The organism is Paenibacillus taichungensis, assembly GCF_003287275.1.
In the GTDB taxonomy this organism is placed as follows: Bacteria; Bacillota; Bacilli; order Paenibacillales; family Paenibacillaceae; genus Paenibacillus; species Paenibacillus taichungensis_A.
Genome location: NZ_QEVW01000006.1, coordinates 545,840 through 565,905 on the forward strand (window position 1 = coordinate 545,840; position 20,066 = coordinate 565,905).

Genomic DNA, 20,066 nt, shown 5'->3' on the forward strand with positions numbered 1-20,066 from the left:
TGTACGCACTCGTGTTTTTCTGATCTGATCAGTCTTTTCTGCCTTTCATTGTAAGCGGCGCATTCTTCATCATGGGGTACGTGCTCAGAAGCAAAGCACCTCCAAGGACCCCCAGAGTGGTGAACAATGCGATGAGATTGACATTCGTAAACCACTGGACCCACATGCTCATGTCTGATAGAACAATTACCAGCGTGACGATTAAGCTAACCCCAAAAAACAGGACGAAAAAATTGCGCATCCCCAATCTAATCCAACAAACAGTTGAGAAGATGGATAACCCCAGCACCAGAAAACCAATCATCAGATCGATCCACAAATAGGAGAAAAATTGATATTGGCTTGAGTACAGCATGCCTGGTTGATAAAAGGTTACGCCAAGCGTTCCATATTCATGGAGAAGATGCATAATGAAATAGATGACATTCAGTATCGTAATTGTTCCTACGACCATCCATACTGAAACGATATAGAAGGATTTCATAAACTGTATTCGTGTACTACCCATACCTATCGCAACCGGAAACAATGTGATGATGCCCGCGACCGCAAAAGCACAGATTCCTCCGTACATTGGACCAAATAGTTGAGTCGTATACGTCACATCGAAGATGAATCCAATGGCCAAATAAACAACTGTAAGCATGAGTGTAATTGACGAGAAAATCATTAAATACCAGCGCATATCGTCCAGAATCAGCCGATTCGTACCTTTCACCGAGTTCATCGCTTAATCCCCTCCTGATTACGCGTCCTGTTGACCAAATAATCCTGTAATGTTGCCTTTTCAATGGAAAGCCCCTGTGTATGAGCGATGTCCTTCCACGTTTTCGAGTATGGCTCATCAATCATCACTTTCAAGGTAGATCCCATCTGGGAAGATTCTATGACCTTCACATCTGCAGTGACTCGATTAATATCTTCCATTCTCCCTGTTAGAAGAACTCCTTTTTCGCGCATCTCTTCCATCGGTTGGTTAAACAACACTTCCCCGGCTTGCAGAACGATGAGGGACTCACATAAAGGCTGAATCTCCTCAATATGATGGCTTGATATTAGAATTAGACGCGGATTATCTTCATAAGTCTCCAATAAAGTATTGTAGAAATATTTACGTTTCTCAGCATCAAGTCCATTGGTGGGCTCATCAAGAATCGTTACTCTTGCGTTACTGGCAAGACCCAATATCATCTGAGCGGCAGTCTTCATGCCTTTTGAGAATTTGGTGATCTTCTTTTTCACTGGTAGTTCGAACATGTCGATTAGTTGCTCAGCGAGAGCCTGATTCCACTGAGGATGGAAGTATTGACCGAATCGAACCATGTCGTTGATCGTCCAATTTCTACCCAGGGGATGGTTCTCCTGGATATAACACAGGTTCTCTTGTGCGGCCAAATTATTGTATGGATCCTGGCCCATCACTTGGATGGTTCCAGCATCAGGTCGGTTATGGCCCGCGAGTAGACTCATCAAAGTCGTTTTGCCGGCACCGTTTCTTCCCCACATTGCACTAATGATCGGCTCACTCTCATGTAAAGTCACGTTTTTTAGCACCGGCGTCTGTTGATAGCTGTAGGTCACCTGCTCGATCTGAATCATAACTCACTCTCCTTATCCTTCTTGCCGCGGATCAAATCGATAATCATGTCCTCATTCATGTGAATGCGTCTGGCCTCTTCAAGTAACGGCTTAATATATTCCTCGTAGAAATGCTGTTTTCGCTCAACAAGCAACGCTTCCCTGGCTCCCTTTGCAACAAACATGCCAACACCTCGCTGTTTGTATATGATACCTTTGTCCACTAGCGTTTGAAGCCCTTTGCGTGCAGTGGCTGGATTAATATTATAAAAGCGAGAAAGTTCATTGGTTGAAGGAACCTGTTCCTCCACCTTCAGTCTGCCATCTACAATGTCATCCATAATCATCATGGATATCTGATGAAAAATAGGCTGAGATTCATCCAAATTCGATTTCATGCGATTCCAACTTTCATCCATCGTTAATTAGTTAGTCGGTTAGTTACTCATGTGACTAACTATAGTACACGGATACCAATATGTAAATAGGCGAAGCACTAATTAATCAACTTTTTCATTTTGGCTCGATTGTATTGATTAATAAGACCGTCCAGAACTAAAGATTGCTGGATGACTTCAGGATGAAGCAGACTGCCGTATTCCGACTGCAAGCGGTGAAGCTGTTGTCTGGCTTCTTCGATCTGTGACATTAACTCCAGGCAATCCATAGTACCCCTCCTTTTTGTCATATTTTAGTTTATTATGCCAATCGATAGGCCGCAAGGGGTACGACATACTTATTCTTCCACCAGACGCAAAAAAGACGCCTCTGAATGTATATTCAGAAGCGTCCCTTGGTTTAGGCTTATGTCCCTAAACCGTGGTCATTAGTTCGGTAAATTGAAGGGTTCGGAACTTCCTCAGTGGGGACAGGTCCAATAACAGGTGCAACGATGTTCACCACTATACTACATGTAACTATCAGCAAAGCCAGCTTTCTCTTCATTGAGTTTCTGCACCTCACTAATCAAATTTTTGTACTGCTGTATAGCTGTGTCAGACGCATAATCCCTATATTGCTCAAATAGCCCGACACCTCTAAGCATACCTCGTCCGTCACTAATTTCAAGTGAAAACCTCAAACTATTTAGAACAAAATCTATTCCCTTGGCAAATTCATCTTTTTTAAGGTAATAGGTTCCCAATCCTGCCAAGAGGCGAACATATCGATCATCCGTTACCCGTTTACTAACTTTCCCAATTCGATTACTTTGTTCTTGATAAGTGAAGTAGGATTCGTATTCCTTTAGTACATAGTCAATATTCATATCATAGCGGTTTGCAGCAGTCACAATGTCACACAGTGCAGGGAAAATCTCATTTTCTTTCGTTGAGATGTAATCGAGATAGTCAGGCAATATCTCAAACTGACCAGCCATTAATTGATATATATAGCGATTTCCCTCAGCCCATTCCTGAAATTGATTAATGACAACCATCTCATCCGAATCAGGCTCTTTTACCCAACTGTAGTCCGTATATAAAGAAACGTATTTCAGTGCAATTTCATAATTATTTAGATGAAAGTTAGCACTTCCAGATGCCAAATAGGCATACATAATATAAAAGATAATCGGTCGTTTCGTTTCTTCCTGTTTCCTTCTCCCATTCAACTCATAATGAATGGTCGCTTTTACTTTTAACTTTTCAGAGAGCTCCTGAACCTTGCTCCACCTGTGAAGAGATGCAAAGGCATTGATCAGTTCGTTGAGCGCATCCAGCTGATAACGCTCATCCAGCCGATCCACGTAGTATTCGAATTGGGCCGCGATGATTAGATTTCGTTGCTGATCATTGGTCAGCCCCAATCTGAATAGTCGATACTGACATAGTGCAAGCCGTTCAGAGTGTTGCATTTTCTCACTTTCGGCTATCGTTTCATATAGTAGAACGGCCGGTTTGAATTTACCAGCATGATAGAATTCTTCAGCCAGATCAAATAACAAAGGAATATAAGATAGATTATCCATCATCAGCCGGATAACATCTTCAATACAATTCAATTTATCCAATTCTGCACATCGATGAAGGAATGGTCCCAGTCTTCGCCAGTCAGGGGCAGCATGGACAAAACACTCATCTATATACAATTCATAGAAGTAACCTTCCTCAAGGTTCATAGCTGAAGTGATTCGGTCCAGCTGCTGCATCGCAATCGGACGATTCTTGTTCAAAATATTGCTCAGCGTACCCGAGTTAATTCCTGACGTTTCCGAAAAAAGACTAATGGACATCTGCTCACGCTTCAGATAACTCTCTAAATGATCGCGTATCGTGGTTGTCGGCTCCAAACTAACACCACCCTCCAAAATAAAAAAACCATAAACAGGATTAACGGTATGCAAAAGTAATTATATGTAATAATTAAGCAAGGGTCAATAAGATAAATTCAACTAATTTGTATTAATTACAAAATAATCCTTTTGTTAAAATAGAGGCCCTACTCTTATTTTATACCGGGAACGAATAAGCATCAAATAAAGGATAAAATAAAAACACGAGCGGTATATACGCTCGTGTTTTACATGCAATACAGCAGATCATTCTGCTATGTAGTGATTTGGGTTTTAAGGCAGAATATTGCCAGCTGCACGATAGATTTCGTACCACTCTTGGCGTGTAAGGTGAACATCGCCAGCTTTGATGCAATCCTGCAAACGCTGGATATTCATTGTACCTGTCACAGGCTGCATTTGCGCCGGGTGACGCAGCAACCAAGCAATTGCGATAGTCGTGTTGCTCACTTCATATTTAGCAGCAATCTCGTCGATCTTCGCATTCAATTCCGGGAACTTATCGCTGCCCAGGAATACGCCTTCGAAGAATCCGTATTGGAACGGGGACCATGGTTGAATCGTGATATCGTGCAGGCGACAGTAATCAAGAATACCGCCATCACGGTTAACCGCAGCATCGTTCTCCATATTTACATTGATTCCACTGTCAATCATCGTGGTGTTAGTAATACTCAACTGCAACTGGTTGGCTACCAGTGGCTGTTTAACGTATTTGTTCAACAGTTCGATCTGGTTCGGATTCTGGTTGGATACCCCGAAGTGACGCACTTTGCCTTCGCGCTCCAGCTGATCAAAGGCTTCAGCCACTTCTTCCGGTTCAACCAAGGTGTCCGGGCGATGCAGCAACAGAACATCCAGGTAATCGGTTTTCAAGCGTTGCAGGATGCCATCCACCGAATTCAAGATGTGCTCTTTCGAGAAATCAAACATGCCTTTACGGATACCGCATTTGGATTGAAGAATCATATTTTCACGAACCTGGGGATTCATCTGCACAGCCTCTGCAAAGATCTCCTCACACGCCCCGTTTCCGTAAATATCAGCATGATCGAAGAAGTTCGCGCCTGCTTCCATGGCGGAATGAACAAAATGTTCAGCTTCTTTGCTGCTTAATGAATTAATTCTCATGCAGCCAACGGCTACAACCGGTATTTCGAGTGCGCTGCTGCCAAGTTTAATTGTTCTCAAGATGATTTCCCTCCATATTCGAATAGTATCGTACATTCATTCTTGTGATCTTTGCCAACTAGTATATACTTGTCTTCCGTCTATGATTGTGACACAGAACTGCAATCGGTTTCAATGGAATTTTAGAATTCTTATATGGAATAATGGAGGTTTTTTTCTGCATAATCCACTCACCTATACTTCTTCCGGGACGATCACTTCAATATGTCGAGGCAGTACACTAATTCGAATGGGCAGAGAAGGCCCTTCTTCCCCATCCACATTTGTACGAATCGCTTCTGTAGTACGGACGTGAACTTCTTTTGCCGTAAAATAATCAACATCCTTATGATTCTTCAGGTTGCCAAACAATAGGGACGTTCCAAGTGTTACCGTATTAAAGACATTCATGCTACGGATCACAAAACAATGTATTAATCCATCATCCACCGCTGCTTCTGGGGACAATTTCTCGAAACCTCCAACCGAATTGGTCAGTGCCGCGAGAAAAAGTGGAGACTCCCCTTCCCAGAACTGCCCGTCATACTCAATAGTGAGTGGCTTGGCCGGTGTGTTCATCAGGTCTTTCAATCCTTCTTTCAAATATGCGAATGAACCCAGCTTCGATTTCTCTTCCGACGATACCGAGAACAACGCCTCTGCCAACGAACCGGCTGCCACCACGTTGGCAAACAGACGATCATTGATTTTACCGAGATCCACCCTATGAATCTGCTCCGAACGCAACTGACGAATGGCTTCCTCCGGATCAAGCGAGATATTCAATGCACGCGCAAAATCATTTACCGTACCCAGTGGCACCACACCCAGTCTGGGACGATGCTCCTGATCCATCATGCCGTTAATCGTCTCATGCAGCGTCCCATCCCCTCCGATGGAAATGACGAGATCACAGCCATCTTTGCAGGCACTCAGACAGTAGTTGGTCGCATCGCCCTCCCCGGCCGTCTCATTAACCACCACTTCATACTGCTGTGATTCAAGAATTTCTTGTACCTGGGACACATATTGCTGAGCCTCTTCTTTACCCGACGATGGATTACTAATGATCATGGCTTGGCGCATACCTGCATCTTCTCCTCCAAATGGCATTCTTTACTTCATCTATACCCTTTCTACCGTGGCGTTGAATAACATCTGGGGGAGTTGTACAATTTTTTTTGAAAAAGATGGCTGGAAGAGTGCAGTATGGGGTTTGTATCATATAGAATAGAAGGAGATGTTCTGCCTGTCATGAATTTCTTGTTCCTTTTGCCCCATGATGGGTTAATAACTATAGATGTGTTTATCTATTCTATCTGTCCATACCGTAACAATACTATTTTATCGACATAAATTGGTGCTCACCAAGTACATAAGAACAGTACACTTATCTATCATCAAAATCGGAATCGGAGGGAATTCATGCAATGAGAAGAATGACTCTACTATTTCTAGTCTTCATCCTGAGTCTTGGGGCGGCTGGGCAAGCGATGGCCTACACTACGGCAGACTTGGGCGAGGGAATCATCAAAGATCCTGCACTGGAGAACGGACTGAAACTGATTCTGAACAAACCGGTAGATTCCCCGCTAACCTCCTCCGATCTGGAGCAGTTGAACGTAGTGGATCTGAGCAATGCAGGCATTCAAAGCCTGTCCGGTCTGGAATACGCCACGAATCTGACTCACCTCCGGTTATATGGCAATGAGATTGATGACCTGACACCGCTAGCGCAACTGACTCAGCTTCGCGAGGTTGACGTTCGCAATAACTACATTACATCGATTGATGCACTGGCTGATTTGAAAGACCTGGGACGGCTGTATATCAGCAACAATTCCATTTCTTCCATAGAAGTTGTACGTGGATTCACCCGATTACATACGTTTCACGCCAGCGGTAATCAGATTACCAGTCTCTCCGCACTGGTGGATGCAGATGATCTTCAATGGCTTGAAATCTCGAACAATGCGATAACGGACCTGACACCACTGGCGGATAAGAGAAAACTGAAACAGCTCAATGTGGCCAACAACCACATTCATACACTGGATGTATTGGCTGATCTGCCGAATACACTTCAGAAGCTGAATGTGGCAGGCAACGAGATCTCCGATCTGATGCCCTTGGAACATATGACACGTCTGCAGGCGCTAGACTTCTCCGGAAATCAGGTTCAGCATCTGGCACCCTTGGAAGACCTGGTAGGATTGAGAGAACTGAATGCGGAGTCCAATCAGATCTATGATTTGGAGCCGTTACACCAGCTGTCCAAGCTGGAAGTACTCAAACTGTCCAATAACCGGGTGTGGGATCTGACACCGATTGCCGGTTTTACTTTTACAAGAAACAGCTCTGCAAATACAAGTACAATAACGGATATCTCGGCTTCCACTTCCTTGTCCTCCGGTACGCAGACCTCGGTCTCTGAACCGGAACCTGCCGGACTCACGGTGCAGAATAATTATCTGGATGTTGCGAGCGGCAGTGACACGATGCGCCTGCTAAACCAGATGAATGTGCGGGAGCAGAAACGTACTCCCCAGGGCAATTTTCAGCGGCTTATTGAAGGATCTGCCACGGCCTATGTCGGGGATCGTGCTTACGCACTGGAGGCTGCACCTTTTATCGATGAAGGACGGACCTATGTGCCGCTCCGTTTTATCTCCGAGCAATTGAATGCCAGCGTGAACTGGAATCCGGATACACAGGAGGTTCAGATTGCGCAGAATGGTACAGTGGTTCGGTGGACCGTGGGCAACAAACAGGTGATTGTAGACGATACCCTTGCGATAAACGATGCCCCCCTGCTGATGAAGGATGGACAGGCGTTTGTTCCGGTACGTTTTATTTCAGAGCAATTTAATACGACGGTTGCGTATATCGGAAACAGCAAAACGATTCTAATCTTCGAAAACAAAGCGCAGAACGAGAATGTACAACCTTAATTATGCCAAGCATAATTCAAGCACCAGGCACTTATCTCGACTTATCTCAATGCAAAATACCATTCATATGCTACCCATGCAGATTACTGCATAACACAGCGAAGTCCCCGTCTGAACATCAGCGGGGATTTTTGTTGAGTATTAAGCTGGATACGAGCACGCGGAATGCAATTATTTAATCGAAAAAACGGATGCTGCCCATGGTCTGTCTGTACTCACTGGGACTCATGCCAGTCCATCTTCTGAACTGACGACTGAAGTGCGCAAGACTCGAATATCCAAGCATGGTGGCAACCCGAGTAAGATTAAGATCCGGCTGGTGTATCAGCTGCTTGGCCTCGTGAAGCTTCAGTTCGGACAAATATCTGCGCGGAGAGATGCCGTATACTTTCTGAAACGTCTCCAGTGCATATCCAGGGCTGATTTGAAGCGAGGCCGCAATCTCTTCAATCCGAATCTCCTTATCCCCCAGCCCCTCCCGCTGGATATTCTCGACATTGAACCGACTTTTGATTGCCTCGGCAATCAGTGATGCATAGTGCGCCACAGTAGGCGATACGGCTTCTTGGGAACGGGAGGAGCTTTGCTCTGCCAATATCGCCAAAATCTCCAACAAACCAGCCTGCATACGGAACAGATCTGATGTAGAATACTCTTCTTTGTGCTGAAGAAGATCCACCCATTTCATCATGACTTCCGTTAATCGCTGATTATCCTCGCCGCCACATGGGAACAACATCTGCACATGTCTACTCATCTCCTGGCGAAACAGAACCTCATCCACATTGAAATGGGCAATAAAGTAGGTCAGCCCCTGCTCCTGATTGCATTCATTGGTATGTTTGCATCCAGGCGGGATAAGCAATATATCTCCTGCTTGGAGATCATAACGGATATTCTCCAGTATCGTCGTCTGCGAACCTTCCAGAATCAATATCAATTCAAAGGCCAAATGCGATTCCAGCGGTACTTGCCAGCCCTGTTTCACCTTCTGCATATGAGCACCAAACAGCTTGACGTTCCAGTCCGTTGCGGGCAGCCACCGGCTCTCCGGAGATAGATAAGAACGGTATGGTTCAGGAATGATCATGGATTGTCACCACCTTGGATTAGGGCAAATTTTACGTGGTTCAGCGTATCTTCTTTTGTAATGCGACTTGATATACTGACTGTACATCATACCTGAGATTCAAGCGAGGAGGAAATTCCAATGTCCCTGACATTACATGGTTATTCCACTACACCAGATCATGCGTGGAAAGAGATTTCTTATACATCTACAAATGAAAACGCTAACTTAAAGCTCACAGGTGAACAGCATCAGCTTGTAGAAGGATTTGGCGGTTGCTTTAACGAGCTTGGTTATATTGCCCTGTCCCACTTGAATGAGGAGCAGCGTCATGACGTATTTCATTCCCTCTTTCACCCGGAAGGTGAACATAAATTCAACATCTGTCGGCTGCCCATCGGCGCGAGTGATTATGCAGAGCAATGGTATAGTCACAATGAGGTGGACGGCGATGTGGCCATGGAACATTTTTCGATCGAACGCGATTTCAAATATCTGATTCCATATATCAAAGAGGCCCTGACCTATAATCCGAATTTGCAATTTTTCGCCTCACCGTGGAGCCCGCCTACGTGGATGAAGTCACCGAAAGCCTATAACTATGGAACGCTGCGCTGGGAGAAGGATATCCTGGAAGCTTATGCGCTGTATTTCGTCAAATTCGTACAAGCGTACAAGGATGCTGGCATCACCATCCATCAGGTCCATGTACAAAACGAAGTCATCGCGGATCAGAAATTCCCTTCCTGCATGTGGACAGGCGAGCAGCTGCGTGAGTTTATCGCCGACTATCTGGGTCCTGCTTTTGACAAGCATGGTCTGGATACGGAAATCTGGCTGGGAACGATCAACGCACCTGATCCATGGGAAGAATTGATCAAAAAGAAAACAAATGATTTTGACGAATATGCCGGACTGGTGCTTAGTGATCCCAAAGCGTACGCCTATATCAAGGGAGTAGGTTATCAGTGGGCAGGCAAAAATGCCATCCAACGTACAGCCGCGAGCTACCCGGAGCTTCGTTACATGCAGACCGAGAATGAGTGCGGTGACGGCAACAATTCGTGGAACTACGCCAAGTATGTATTTAACCTGTACCAGCACTATTTCAGCAATGGCGTGAATGCGTACATTTACTGGAACATGGTTCTGGAGCCGAAAGGCCGCAGCACATGGGGTTGGGAGCAAAACTCCATGATTACGGTAGACCCGGATGGCAAGGAAATCATGCGGAATCCCGAGTATTATGTGATGAAGCATTTTGCTCATAATGTCGTGCCTGGTGCACGAAGAGTAGGACTGTCTGGAGCCTGGAGTGGCAAAGCCGTGGCTTTCCGCAACCCGGACAATAGTCTCGTCATTGTCATCAACAACCCGTTCAAGGATAACCGTGATCTGCATCTGGTGTATGAAGGGCAGACACTCCGGTTCGAGCTGGAGGCAGATTCTTTCAACAGTATCGTTATTTCCTAATCTTAGACAGTACATTATGAGAAAGAAATAGCGCTCTGCTCCGCTACCAAATCTGCGGAACAGGCGCTATTTTTTGGTGGATACAAGTGATGGATAAAGAAACTGACTATTCCAGCTTAAGGATTATTGGCGAGATAATTCCTCAGCCATTGCAGTGCTGGACGCTCTGTACCATTGGTATTCACCAAATGAGAACCAGATACCCAGGTTTGATTCTGGTTGTAGCCCCATAATGTTACACCTTTAACGGCGGAGTGCTGCCAGAGTACAGGGAATTTCTGCTGATAGCGCTGCAATTGGGTATTGTCGTCGCCCGTCATGTCCAGTTCTGACACATAGATGGGCAGTCCCGTTGCTGCCAGCTTATTCAGGACGGTGTTCATGGTGCTCACCGAAACCGTATCCATATTAAAGTAATGGGCCTGAATACCAATACCATCGACCAGGCCTCTGCTCTTCAAGATATTGATGATCTGAACGTATTGATCAGCTGCGTTGGGGTCACCGATAATGCCATATTCATTGATTAACAATTTAGAATTTGGAAAGGCTTGTCTTGCCTGTTGGAAAGACCAGATTACCCAATCCCATCCTGTCGCCCCGTCCCCACCAATGGCGTTGCGATAGGAAGGCTTGGCATGCAGCGGCTCATTGGCCACATCGACAAAAGCCGCTTTGGGATAACGCTGGCCTGCCGCCTGAATCCATTGTGTCACTTCAGCTTTCTGATCTGCAGCAGATAGACTGTTAATCCATCCAGGCTGCTGACTTCCCCATACAAGCGTATGAAATTTAAATGGAAAACCATTGTTAACTGCATAGTTGTACGCCATGTCTGCCTGAGACCAATTCATTACGTTACGCGTGCCTTCAACGGCATCCCATTTGGTTGAGTTCTCCGGGGTCACCTGATTCCAATATGGACTAAAATTCGAGGGGACACTGCTGGCTATAATATTGCCCAGAAACTTGCTACCTTTCGCCAAACCTGCACTCACACTGCCGACCGCAACTGATGTAGCCAGTACACCTATTAACGCCAGTGAACCGACGGTCTTAAACCATTTGGACTTGAACATGACATGATCATCCTCCTTTGAATTGTAATATTCGATTTAATAGCAAGCGCTTACAAATTTCATCTTACTGGATAAATTTGTAATTATCCATGTAATAAGTATAGCTTGTCCCTCAGAAAGTATAGATGTTGCGGACTAGCACGATGACTTAAGCAACTGAGTTATACTTTATTATATTTACAAATCTATAAATATAGATATAATGTAATTCTGAGAACTTATTATATCGCCCATATATTTTTATACAGGTAAGGAGGCATTTTTTCATTCCGTTATATCTATTTTTCTATATATATAAATAAATTTGGAGGTTTACACTTTAACATGAAATCGAAATCACAACAGGTTAATCCGTTACTCATCCTCATTCTGGCGCTGGGTGTATTCGCCATCATCACTACAGAAGTAGGCATTATCGGAGTGCTTCCGCTGATCACACAGAAATTCAACATCACCGCTGCACAGGCTGGGTGGCTGGTAAGTATTTTCGCTCTCGTCGTTGCCGTGTCTGGCCCGTTCTTGACCCTACTCGTATCTGGTATCAATCGTAAAACCATTTTGTTAACTGCTGTGCTGTTATTTGCCATTTCCAACGTAGTATACGCCTACACAACCAGGTTCGACACGATGCTAATTTTCCGGATTATCCCGGCCATTTTCCATCCGGTCTTCTTCTCTGTTGCTCTCGTCACGGGTGCCAAGCTGGTCCCACCGGAAAAAAGCAGTCAGGCCGTTGCCAAAGTCTTTACCGGAATCACTGCCGGCTTTGCATTTGGCGTGCCCTTAACCTCCTATCTTGCGGAAAACTTCTCGTTGGAGGCTGCGTTCTGGTTCGGAGCGGTTGTCAGTCTCATTGCGTTCATCGGTATATGGATTTGGCTGCCCTCGATGCCTGTGCAAGAGAAGATGTCTTATGGCAAACAAATCGGCATTCTGCGTAAACCTGCGCTGTGGCTAAATATTGCTACTGTCATTTTCATTTTTGCAGCGATGTTCTCCGTATACAGTTATTTCGCCGAATATCTTGGGCAAGTCACCCGTATGAGCGGTTCATGGATTAGTGTGATGCTCTTGGCCTTTGGTGTTATTATGATCGCCGGCAATTTGGTATTCGGCCAGCTTCTGCATCGGAATATTCCGAGGACCGTTCTCCTCTTCCCGGTGCTATACATGGCGGCATATTTACTCGTTTTCTATGCAGGTTCCTATTTCATTCCGATGATTATCATGGTATTTGTCTGGGGTGCGATTCACTCTGGCGGTCTGATTGTCAGCCAAACTTGGCTTACGACGGAAGCTCAAGAAGCACCTGAATTCGGGAATAGCCTCTTTGTCTCTTTCTCTAATCTGGGGATTACCCTCGGTACCTCCATTGGTGGCTGGTTCATTGCCCAACTCGGCATCCATCAGGTCATCTGGAGCGGAATCATCTTTGGTCTGCTTGCTTTGGTATCCATCGTTGTCAAAATAAAATTATCCACCTCTCGTAGTCGTAGTTCAATGGAGACGGTATAAGAGTTAAGGGTCCCGTATACAATCAAATATGATTTGGGTGTTGTTGAGGAAGAAGTTAAACATATAAAGATATAAAGATACGTGTAGAGACTACTCTGATCATTTTCCAGTGAATTCCCATGGAACGATCCAGAGTGGTCTCTTTTATTTGTCATTTTGTGGTTTACATTTACCAAATGTTTATCTAGTATTAACTCCAATGATACATATCTTTACATAACACTAGATAACAAGGGAGATTACAACATGCGCAAATTTTCGCCGAAACGTTACGCCGGATGGCCCTTATCATTCCTCTTATGTGCTTCCATCCTCTTCGCACCTTTTGCCTCCACTCCGGCTCAGGCTGCTGAAGCAAACAAGGAAACCAAGATTACGTTGCTGGGAACATCGGATATTCATGGCCGATTTATGCCGTGGGACTATGCTCTGGACGGTCCGAATCCGACAGGCAGCATGACGCAGTTGTACACGATCGTGAAAAAAGTACGTGCTGAGAATCCAAATACGATTCTGTTGGACGCAGGCGACATGATTCAGGACAACTCGGCTGAACTGTTCAACGATCAACCTCAATCTCCCATGATGGTCGCAATGAACGAAATGAAATATGACGCATGGGTTATGGGAAATCATGAATTTAACTTTGGATTGGACGTATTAGAGAAGATTTCCTCACAGTTCAAGGGACAACCCTTGGTAGGTAACATTTTCAAAGAAAACGGCGACCGCTACATGCCTGCCTATACGATTATTGAGAAAGACGGTATCAAGGTTGGTGTCATCGGAATGAACACACCTATGATTACCGAGTTCGAGAAAGGTACGGATCACCTTGACGGCATCATTGTCAAAGATCCTGTAGAAGAGACCAAGAAGGCCATCGCTGAGCTGAAAGGCAAAGTGGACGTTATGGTTGGACTCATGCATATGGGACTGGATAACGAGAACGGGAACCCGGGCACCGGGGTTACGGATATCGCCAATGCCAACCCGGAGCTGGCTGCCATTTTTGCCGGACACATGCATACGCTGATTGAATCCCAAACGGTTAACGGCGTATTGATCTCCGAACCGAACAAATATGGTTCACACATTTCACGGATTGACCTCACGTTTGCCAAAGAAGGCGACAAGGTTGTACTGAAAAGCAAGGAAGCACAAGCACTCGCTGTAAAAGCAGCTGATGGCTCTTATGAAGTGTCCGATCCCGGACTGGAAGATACACTGCATCCGTTCCACGAGTTCGCTCGTGCCGATGCCAACATTGAAGTAGCCGAACTAAAAGGAACCAACCTGGTTCCAGCTGATGAGATCAAAGGCATTCCTGCTGTACAGATTCAGGAGACACCACTCTCTGACTTCTTCACTGAAGTCATGCTGCATTATAGCGATGCCGACGTAGTCGCGCACCAGATCGATAACGACAAGGCCAAGCTGGATGTCGGACCGATCAAGAAAAAGGATATTGCGTTCAACTACCAATATACCTTTGGTGAAGTAACCGTATATGAAGTGACCGGACGTGATCTGAAGGATTACATGGAATGGTCTGCGGGTTATTTTAACTCCACACGTCCTGGTGATGTGACGATCAGTTTTGATCCGAAACGACGTGCTTCCAAATACAGCACCGACGATTTCTTCGGCGGAGTTACGTATGAGATTGACCTGACCAAACCTTACGGCAGTCGGATTACGAACCTCAAATACAGCAATGGCACAGTGGTCAAAGAAGAAGATACACTCAAGCTCGGTATGAATGCCTACCGGATGGAAGCCCTGATCGCCAAAGGTGGGGCACTGGAAGGGCGTAAGTTCAAACAATTGTGGTCCTCCAAGGATGCTTCGGCATTTGGCGAGATTCAAGGTACGATCCGTAATCTGTCCATTGCTTATCTCAAAGACGTGATGAAAGGCGTCTACGAACCGAAAATCCAGCACAACTGGAAAATCACCGGTGTTGATCTGACAGCACCTGCACGTGCAGATATCGTAGAGCTGATTAATGATGGCATCCTGTCTGTTCCGACAACGGAAGATGGCAAGTATACCAATATTGCGTCCATTAACATTTTGGATGCAGTGACTGAAGAAGAAATGACTGCACTTGCCACTAAAGCAAACGTAAGTATCGCGAAATTCTCTGGCGTGAAAACCAAAGGTGAGTTCTATCAAGAGCTGAATAAAGCTCGCAAGGCGTCCACCGGCAGTGGTGAGGAAGAGACATCACCTGAGAAGCCCACAACACCAACGGTACCGAAACCAGACACATCGAAACCCGACAAACCATCGACATCACCAAGTACAAGTAAACCGGGTACCGTCGTTAAAGGTAAACAAGCCAAGGTTACTGCGAACTACCTGAACGTGCGCGCCAGCGCTTCATCCAAAGCCAAAGTAGTTGCTGCCGTACCGAAAGGCACCGTCCTTGAGGTAATCAGTACAGATAAATACGGTTGGGTTAAAGTGAAACTGGATGGACGCGTAGCTTATGTCTACGGAAAATATGTAAGTATGCTGAAATAGATCGCCAGTTGGCGACTCTAGGTAATTAATCTATTCATAAGAAAGACCCCCTCCACAATGCATGTGGAAGAGGTCTTTTCTTTTTTGGGTTTTAGAGCCATACGTTACGTGTTCACCTACTCCTGCGCCAAGCTTCTAACCTTTTTCACAAACTGATCCAGCTTGATTCCATTCGTTTGTTTGGTAAATTCAAGCGCCTCGTTGGAGAACCCCTCATAGGCAGAAAGGACATAATCACCATCGACGATATAGTACGTGCCATAAGGTGAGAAAGAATAACCTCCACGTTGCTCGGACTCTACTCCCTTTTTAATCGCTGTAACTAGTCTCTGACCAGGCATAAGTTTAGGCTCAAGCGCCGCAAACGCTGCGTTATAGAACAGAAATGTCTCCTTGGCAACATCTTCTCCTACAATTACTTCGTGCACCTTTACCTTGTAAGAGACGAACTCAGCTTCGTAGGGAGTCATTGCCGTAGTCTCCTGCTTTTCTGCCATTTTGCGTTCGGGTGTATCTGGTTCAGTAGTTATCACCATCCTGAAATTCGGAAGAACGCTCACAACCTCTGCCACAACAACTGCATCTGAGAAGTCCATGATCTCTCTAAAGGTCACTTTCTTCATCCATGGAGTCACGAGAGACTGTGGCGATAAGGGGTAGTCCTCCCTCAGTTCCTGTAATCGTTCTTGGGAGAGAACATCTAATTCATTATCAGCCGAGTTAGAAAAAGGGGCCGAGCAACCCAACAGACCAACTATTAGCGTGATTGCAAACAACCAACACACTACACGAAGTTGTGTCATGCACCCTTCTCCTCCCTAGCGTTTACTCGCTTATATTAATCCCGCTTAACATCCCAATTTGCAAGCATGCCTCTCGCCATTTCCATATTGGACTCTTCTCCAGTGATTAACGCAAACTGTGCAACAATTGCCGGGTATGCCGCCCACTGTTCTCGAATATGCTCCAGCATTCGCGGCCATGTCCTTCCCCCTGCCTTCTCATAGCGATTGAGCAAATCCCGCAAGCCTTCCTCTTCGAAGAGCGCATAATAGATGACAAAATCCTTACCCGGGTCGGCAATCTCCGCCTCAGTCCAATCAATCAGCCCGGTAACCTGCTGGGCATCGTCGACGATAATATGCGGAGGATGCAGATCACCGTGATTGAACGTCGAATGTTCAGGCCAATAGCTGTCCGTCGTCAGCCACGCTTCCCACCGACTGGCCAGTTGATCCGGCACCTCAAATCTTTGTTTGATCTCTTCAATATTGGCTGCAAAAGCTTTACGAGCTTCTGTAGGCGTCTTGCTGCGCACGCCGCCCTTTACCGCCTCATCAGGATCAATGTTGTGCAATGCGGCAAGTGTAGCAGCAAGCGAATCGAAGAAATCATCGGATAAGCTTTCCTGCGCAAATCGCCATGCGTACCCTCCCCCTGCCGGATCAACGATCGCAATCGGTTCTCCATCAAGTAAAGGATAAGCGATCAGTTCCGGCGTACAAATCCGCCACACCGGTACCTCTACCGGTAGATGGCTTTTTACAACCTCCAGTACCTTACGCTCATTTTCAGCCCGTTCCCATACATCCTCACGCCGTGGCTGGCGCAGTATCCACTGTTGTCCCTGTTCATCGGTGGCAAACGCTACCCGAAAGTCCATACCGGATTCATTCATTTTCATGGATTCCTCAGCAATATGAAGTCCGTTCTTTGCAGCTAAAGTTGTTAGTTCCTTTTGAAATTCTATATGCTCATTCACGTTCGATTTTGTCATTTCAGGATCTCCCCTTTTCCTCAATAAAATAAAAAACACAGACATCCATGCCTGTGCAGTTCATTTTGGATATGGGGTGTACCTGAATGCTCGCCAAAAAATAGTAGTACATTAAAGAACCACTCTAGACGAGCGTTTCTTTAATGACTAGCGGCATACGTATAAATAGGCAAACCGATCCCGATGAGCTGCACACAGGCAGAAATACAGCAAGCGCAAACAAATGTTTCGCCATACTATCTCCATCGGATAAAATTTGCCACACGTATCCCTCCGTTCCGTAAGTTAAACATATGTTAACATATTCCATTTTCTAGTTCCAGCTTAAATAGTGCTTTATTGTTATTTTTTCAGCGATGTGTAGGAACCTTGGTAGCTCAAAAACCGTCATACGTATAGAAGCATTAAAAGGATGAGGTGAGCAACGAATGTCCATTGTGCAAAAATTATCCCTACTGCCGCTCATTTTGCTTCTGTTAACGCTAGGATGCTCAGAAGAATCAGCAGAAAAGGAGGAGGGGAAAGCTCCTGTTAGCGGAGTGATCACAGATTTTGTTGAAGAAACGGGACAGGTCCTCATCGATAATGAAGAAAATAGCGGTGTTGGATCAGGCCCCATCTTCATTTCACTTCATACGAACGCGGAACTTATCATCAATGGTGAAACCGTTGCTGCCCGTTTGGATGGAACATTGGTTGGACACCGAGCTGAAGTGTGGACAGGCCCGTCTATCGCCCAATCCTTTCCCCCGCAGACCACAGCCTTGAAGATGGTTATTTATGAATAGAGAATATAGCTAAGATACATTTCGTTTCACGTGGAACGCTTTGATACAGCTTCCTCCTTCGGAAGATATGCAATTTCCATAAGTACAGCCGTACAATTCCCTCGAAAAAAGAAGTTTGGCAGCATTAATCTGAATGCTCATAGCAATTACTCCGTTAGCGCACCCCTATATAGAGTATAATAAAGAGGTATACGATAAATGTACGGTGCAATGCTTGTATGTAAGCATATTGCATAATGCAATTCCAAAATTCCCTGTATTCAAAACTAACGTAAAAGAGGTTAACGATGAGTAAGCAACAATTTAAAGATTATGGACTTGGCGAAGAAATCGTAAAAGCGCTGGATAGCCTTGGGTATGAAACCCCAACGGAGGTTCAAACCAAAGTAATTCCAGTAGCCCTTGAAAATAAAGATCTTGTGGTTAAATCCCAAACAGGCAGCGGGAAAACAGCCGCCTACGGCATTCCAGTCTGTGAGCTGGTAGATTGGAACGAAAATAAACCGCAGGCTTTGATTCTCACGCCAACCCGCGAGTTGGCTTTGCAAGTGAACGAAGATATTACCAATATCGGACGCTTTAAGCGTATTAAAGCAACCGCACTATACGGTCAGTCTCCTTTTCATGTTCAAAAAGCCGAATTAAAACAAAGAACGCATGTCGCTGTAGGCACACCGGGACGGGTACTGGACCATATCGAACGCGGCACCCTGCCGCTGGATCGGATCTCATACCTTGTCATTGACGAGGCGGATGAGATGCTGAATATGGGCTTCATCGAGACGGTGCAATCCATTATTCAAGCACTGCCTAGCGAGCGAGTGACGATGTTATTTTCCGCGACGTTCCCTGAAGATGTAGCCAAGCTGTCACGTAAATACATGAACAATCCGGTCGAGATTGAGATCAAAGCAAGTGGTCTTACAACAGCCACGATTGAACATGCCGTGATTCACGTGCCAGAGGTGAACAAAACAGCACTGCTTCAGGACTTGTTCATTGTTGAAAATCCAGATAGCTGTATCGTGTTCTGTCGTACGCAGGAGAACGTGGATAAACTGTTCCGGGTCATGGCTGACCTCGATTATCCAGCGGATCGCATCCACGGAGGCATGGAACAAGATGAGCGCATCGAAGTGATGAATGCATTCAGAAGAGGACAATTCCGTTATCTGATTGCAACAGATGTAGCCGCGCGCGGGATTGATATCACGAATATTACCCATGTCATCAACTACGATATCCCTTTGGAAAAAGAAGGATATGTTCACCGTACAGGTCGTACGGGTCGCGCAGGGAAAACAGGCAAAGCCTTTACCTTGGTTACCCCGAAGGATGGGAGACGTCTGGCCGAGATCGAATCTTATATCGGATTTGCAATTCCTGTCGTGAAAGCTCCTTCCGAGGAAGCTGTTGACCGTCGTCGGGAAGAGTTCGAGAAGCGTTTGAAGATCGTGCCTGAACGCAAAAAGGACAAGCGTGAACAGTTGAACCAACAGATCATGAAGCTGAACTTCAACGGAGGCAAGAAAAAGAAACTCCGTGCGGTAGACTTCGTGGGCACCATCGCCAAGATTGAAGGCGTCACTGCAGACGACATCGGGATTATTACCATTCTGGATAATGTAACCGATGTGGAAATTCTGAATGGCAAAGGCCCGCTCGTGCTTGAGGTTATGCAAACTACAACGATAAAACGTATGCAGCTCAAGGTTCGCAAAGGTCATAAATAGGTTTTGAATCTGCTTAAATAGAATGTTATGCAAAAAGGGATAGTGGCTTATTTTATAAGTCTACTATCCTTTTTTTATATATTGAAATGAGTTAAATGACTCGCTATCGCC

17 protein-coding genes are annotated in these 20,066 nt (G+C 45.4%); 6 read left to right on the plus strand and 11 right to left on the minus strand.

From position 1 onward, the window contains the following. Positions 1 to 28 precede the first annotated feature (28 nt). From DC345_RS11615 to DC345_RS11645, 7 genes are all read right to left on the minus strand, one after another. A complete protein-coding gene (locus DC345_RS11615) occupies positions 29 to 727 on the minus strand; it encodes a hypothetical protein (protein ID WP_113053215.1) in 699 nt (232 codons plus the stop codon). Further along, complete coding sequence (locus DC345_RS11620; RefSeq protein ID WP_113053216.1) at positions 724 to 1,599, minus strand: ATP-binding cassette domain-containing protein; 876 nt, start codon at positions 1,597 to 1,599, stop codon at positions 724 to 726. The genes DC345_RS11615 and DC345_RS11620 overlap by 4 nt, the downstream gene beginning before the upstream one ends. Further along, positions 1,596 to 1,976: a GntR family transcriptional regulator gene (locus DC345_RS11625; protein WP_064642001.1), complete on the minus strand. Its 381-nt coding sequence runs from the start codon at positions 1,974 to 1,976 to the stop codon at positions 1,596 to 1,598. The genes DC345_RS11620 and DC345_RS11625 overlap by 4 nt, the downstream gene beginning before the upstream one ends. 98 nt (positions 1,977 to 2,074) lie before the next feature. Further along, the gene (locus DC345_RS11630; RefSeq protein WP_113053217.1) at positions 2,075 to 2,245 is read right to left on the minus strand and encodes an aspartyl-phosphate phosphatase Spo0E family protein; all 171 of its coding nucleotides are present in this window, start codon (positions 2,243 to 2,245) and stop codon (positions 2,075 to 2,077) included. A 240-nt stretch (positions 2,246 to 2,485) separates the two neighbouring features. Next, the gene (locus tag DC345_RS11635; protein ID WP_113053218.1) at positions 2,486 to 3,868 is read right to left on the minus strand and encodes a transcriptional regulator; all 1,383 of its coding nucleotides are present in this window, start codon (positions 3,866 to 3,868) and stop codon (positions 2,486 to 2,488) included. Between the two features lie 276 nt (positions 3,869 to 4,144). After that, the gene (locus tag DC345_RS11640) at positions 4,145 to 5,062 is read right to left on the minus strand and encodes an aldo/keto reductase (protein ID WP_113053219.1); all 918 of its coding nucleotides are present in this window, start codon (positions 5,060 to 5,062) and stop codon (positions 4,145 to 4,147) included. A 174-nt stretch (positions 5,063 to 5,236) separates the two neighbouring features. Beyond that, positions 5,237 to 6,127, minus strand: a complete 891-nt coding sequence (locus DC345_RS11645) for a diacylglycerol/lipid kinase family protein (RefSeq protein WP_113053220.1) — start codon at positions 6,125 to 6,127, stop codon at positions 5,237 to 5,239. A 344-nt stretch (positions 6,128 to 6,471) separates the two neighbouring features. Here DC345_RS11645 and DC345_RS11650 point away from each other — a divergent pair, with 344 nt between their 5' ends. Continuing rightward, positions 6,472 to 7,992 carry a leucine-rich repeat domain-containing protein gene (locus DC345_RS11650; protein WP_113053221.1) on the plus strand — a complete coding sequence of 507 codons (1,521 nt, stop codon included), beginning with the start codon at positions 6,472 to 6,474 and terminating at the stop codon, positions 7,990 to 7,992. Between the two features lie 175 nt (positions 7,993 to 8,167). Here DC345_RS11650 and DC345_RS11655 read toward each other — a convergent pair whose 3' ends face one another. Continuing rightward, on the minus strand, positions 8,168 to 9,082 hold the full coding sequence (locus tag DC345_RS11655; protein ID WP_113053222.1) for an AraC family transcriptional regulator: 915 nt from the start codon (positions 9,080 to 9,082) through the stop codon (positions 8,168 to 8,170). A gap of 120 nt (positions 9,083 to 9,202) precedes the next feature. On the opposite strand from DC345_RS11655, the gene DC345_RS11660 reads away from it, so the two are divergent. After that, entirely contained in the window at positions 9,203 to 10,534 is a 1,332-nt protein-coding gene (locus DC345_RS11660; protein ID WP_113053223.1) for a glycoside hydrolase family 30 protein, read from the plus strand. Between the two features lie 116 nt (positions 10,535 to 10,650). Here DC345_RS11660 and DC345_RS11665 read toward each other — a convergent pair whose 3' ends face one another. Continuing rightward, complete coding sequence (locus DC345_RS11665) at positions 10,651 to 11,613, minus strand: endo-1,4-beta-xylanase (RefSeq protein WP_113053224.1); 963 nt, start codon at positions 11,611 to 11,613, stop codon at positions 10,651 to 10,653. Positions 11,614 to 11,937: 324 nt separating this feature from the next. On the opposite strand from DC345_RS11665, the gene DC345_RS11670 reads away from it, so the two are divergent. Beyond that, on the plus strand, positions 11,938 to 13,128 hold the full coding sequence (locus tag DC345_RS11670) for an MFS transporter (RefSeq protein WP_113053225.1): 1,191 nt from the start codon (positions 11,938 to 11,940) through the stop codon (positions 13,126 to 13,128). 411 nt (positions 13,129 to 13,539) lie between these two features. Beyond that, positions 13,540 to 15,657, plus strand: coding sequence for a 5'-nucleotidase C-terminal domain-containing protein (locus DC345_RS11675; RefSeq protein WP_397333664.1), 2,118 nt, complete (start codon positions 13,540 to 13,542; stop codon positions 15,655 to 15,657). Between the two features lie 116 nt (positions 15,658 to 15,773). On the opposite strand, the gene DC345_RS11680 is transcribed toward DC345_RS11675, so the two are convergent. Beyond that, positions 15,774 to 16,460: a hypothetical protein gene (locus tag DC345_RS11680; protein WP_113053227.1), complete on the minus strand. Its 687-nt coding sequence runs from the start codon at positions 16,458 to 16,460 to the stop codon at positions 15,774 to 15,776. A gap of 35 nt (positions 16,461 to 16,495) precedes the next feature. Further along, positions 16,496 to 17,434, minus strand: coding sequence for a macrolide 2'-phosphotransferase (locus DC345_RS11685; RefSeq protein WP_113053228.1), 939 nt, complete (start codon positions 17,432 to 17,434; stop codon positions 16,496 to 16,498). Between the two features lie 428 nt (positions 17,435 to 17,862). Between DC345_RS11685 and DC345_RS11690 the strand changes: the two genes are divergently transcribed. Then, on the plus strand, positions 17,863 to 18,222 hold the full coding sequence (locus DC345_RS11690; protein ID WP_113053229.1) for a hypothetical protein: 360 nt from the start codon (positions 17,863 to 17,865) through the stop codon (positions 18,220 to 18,222). 287 nt (positions 18,223 to 18,509) lie between these two features. Continuing rightward, the gene (locus DC345_RS11695) at positions 18,510 to 19,955 is read left to right on the plus strand and encodes a DEAD/DEAH box helicase (RefSeq protein WP_113053230.1); all 1,446 of its coding nucleotides are present in this window, start codon (positions 18,510 to 18,512) and stop codon (positions 19,953 to 19,955) included. Positions 19,956 to 20,066 lie beyond the last annotated feature (111 nt).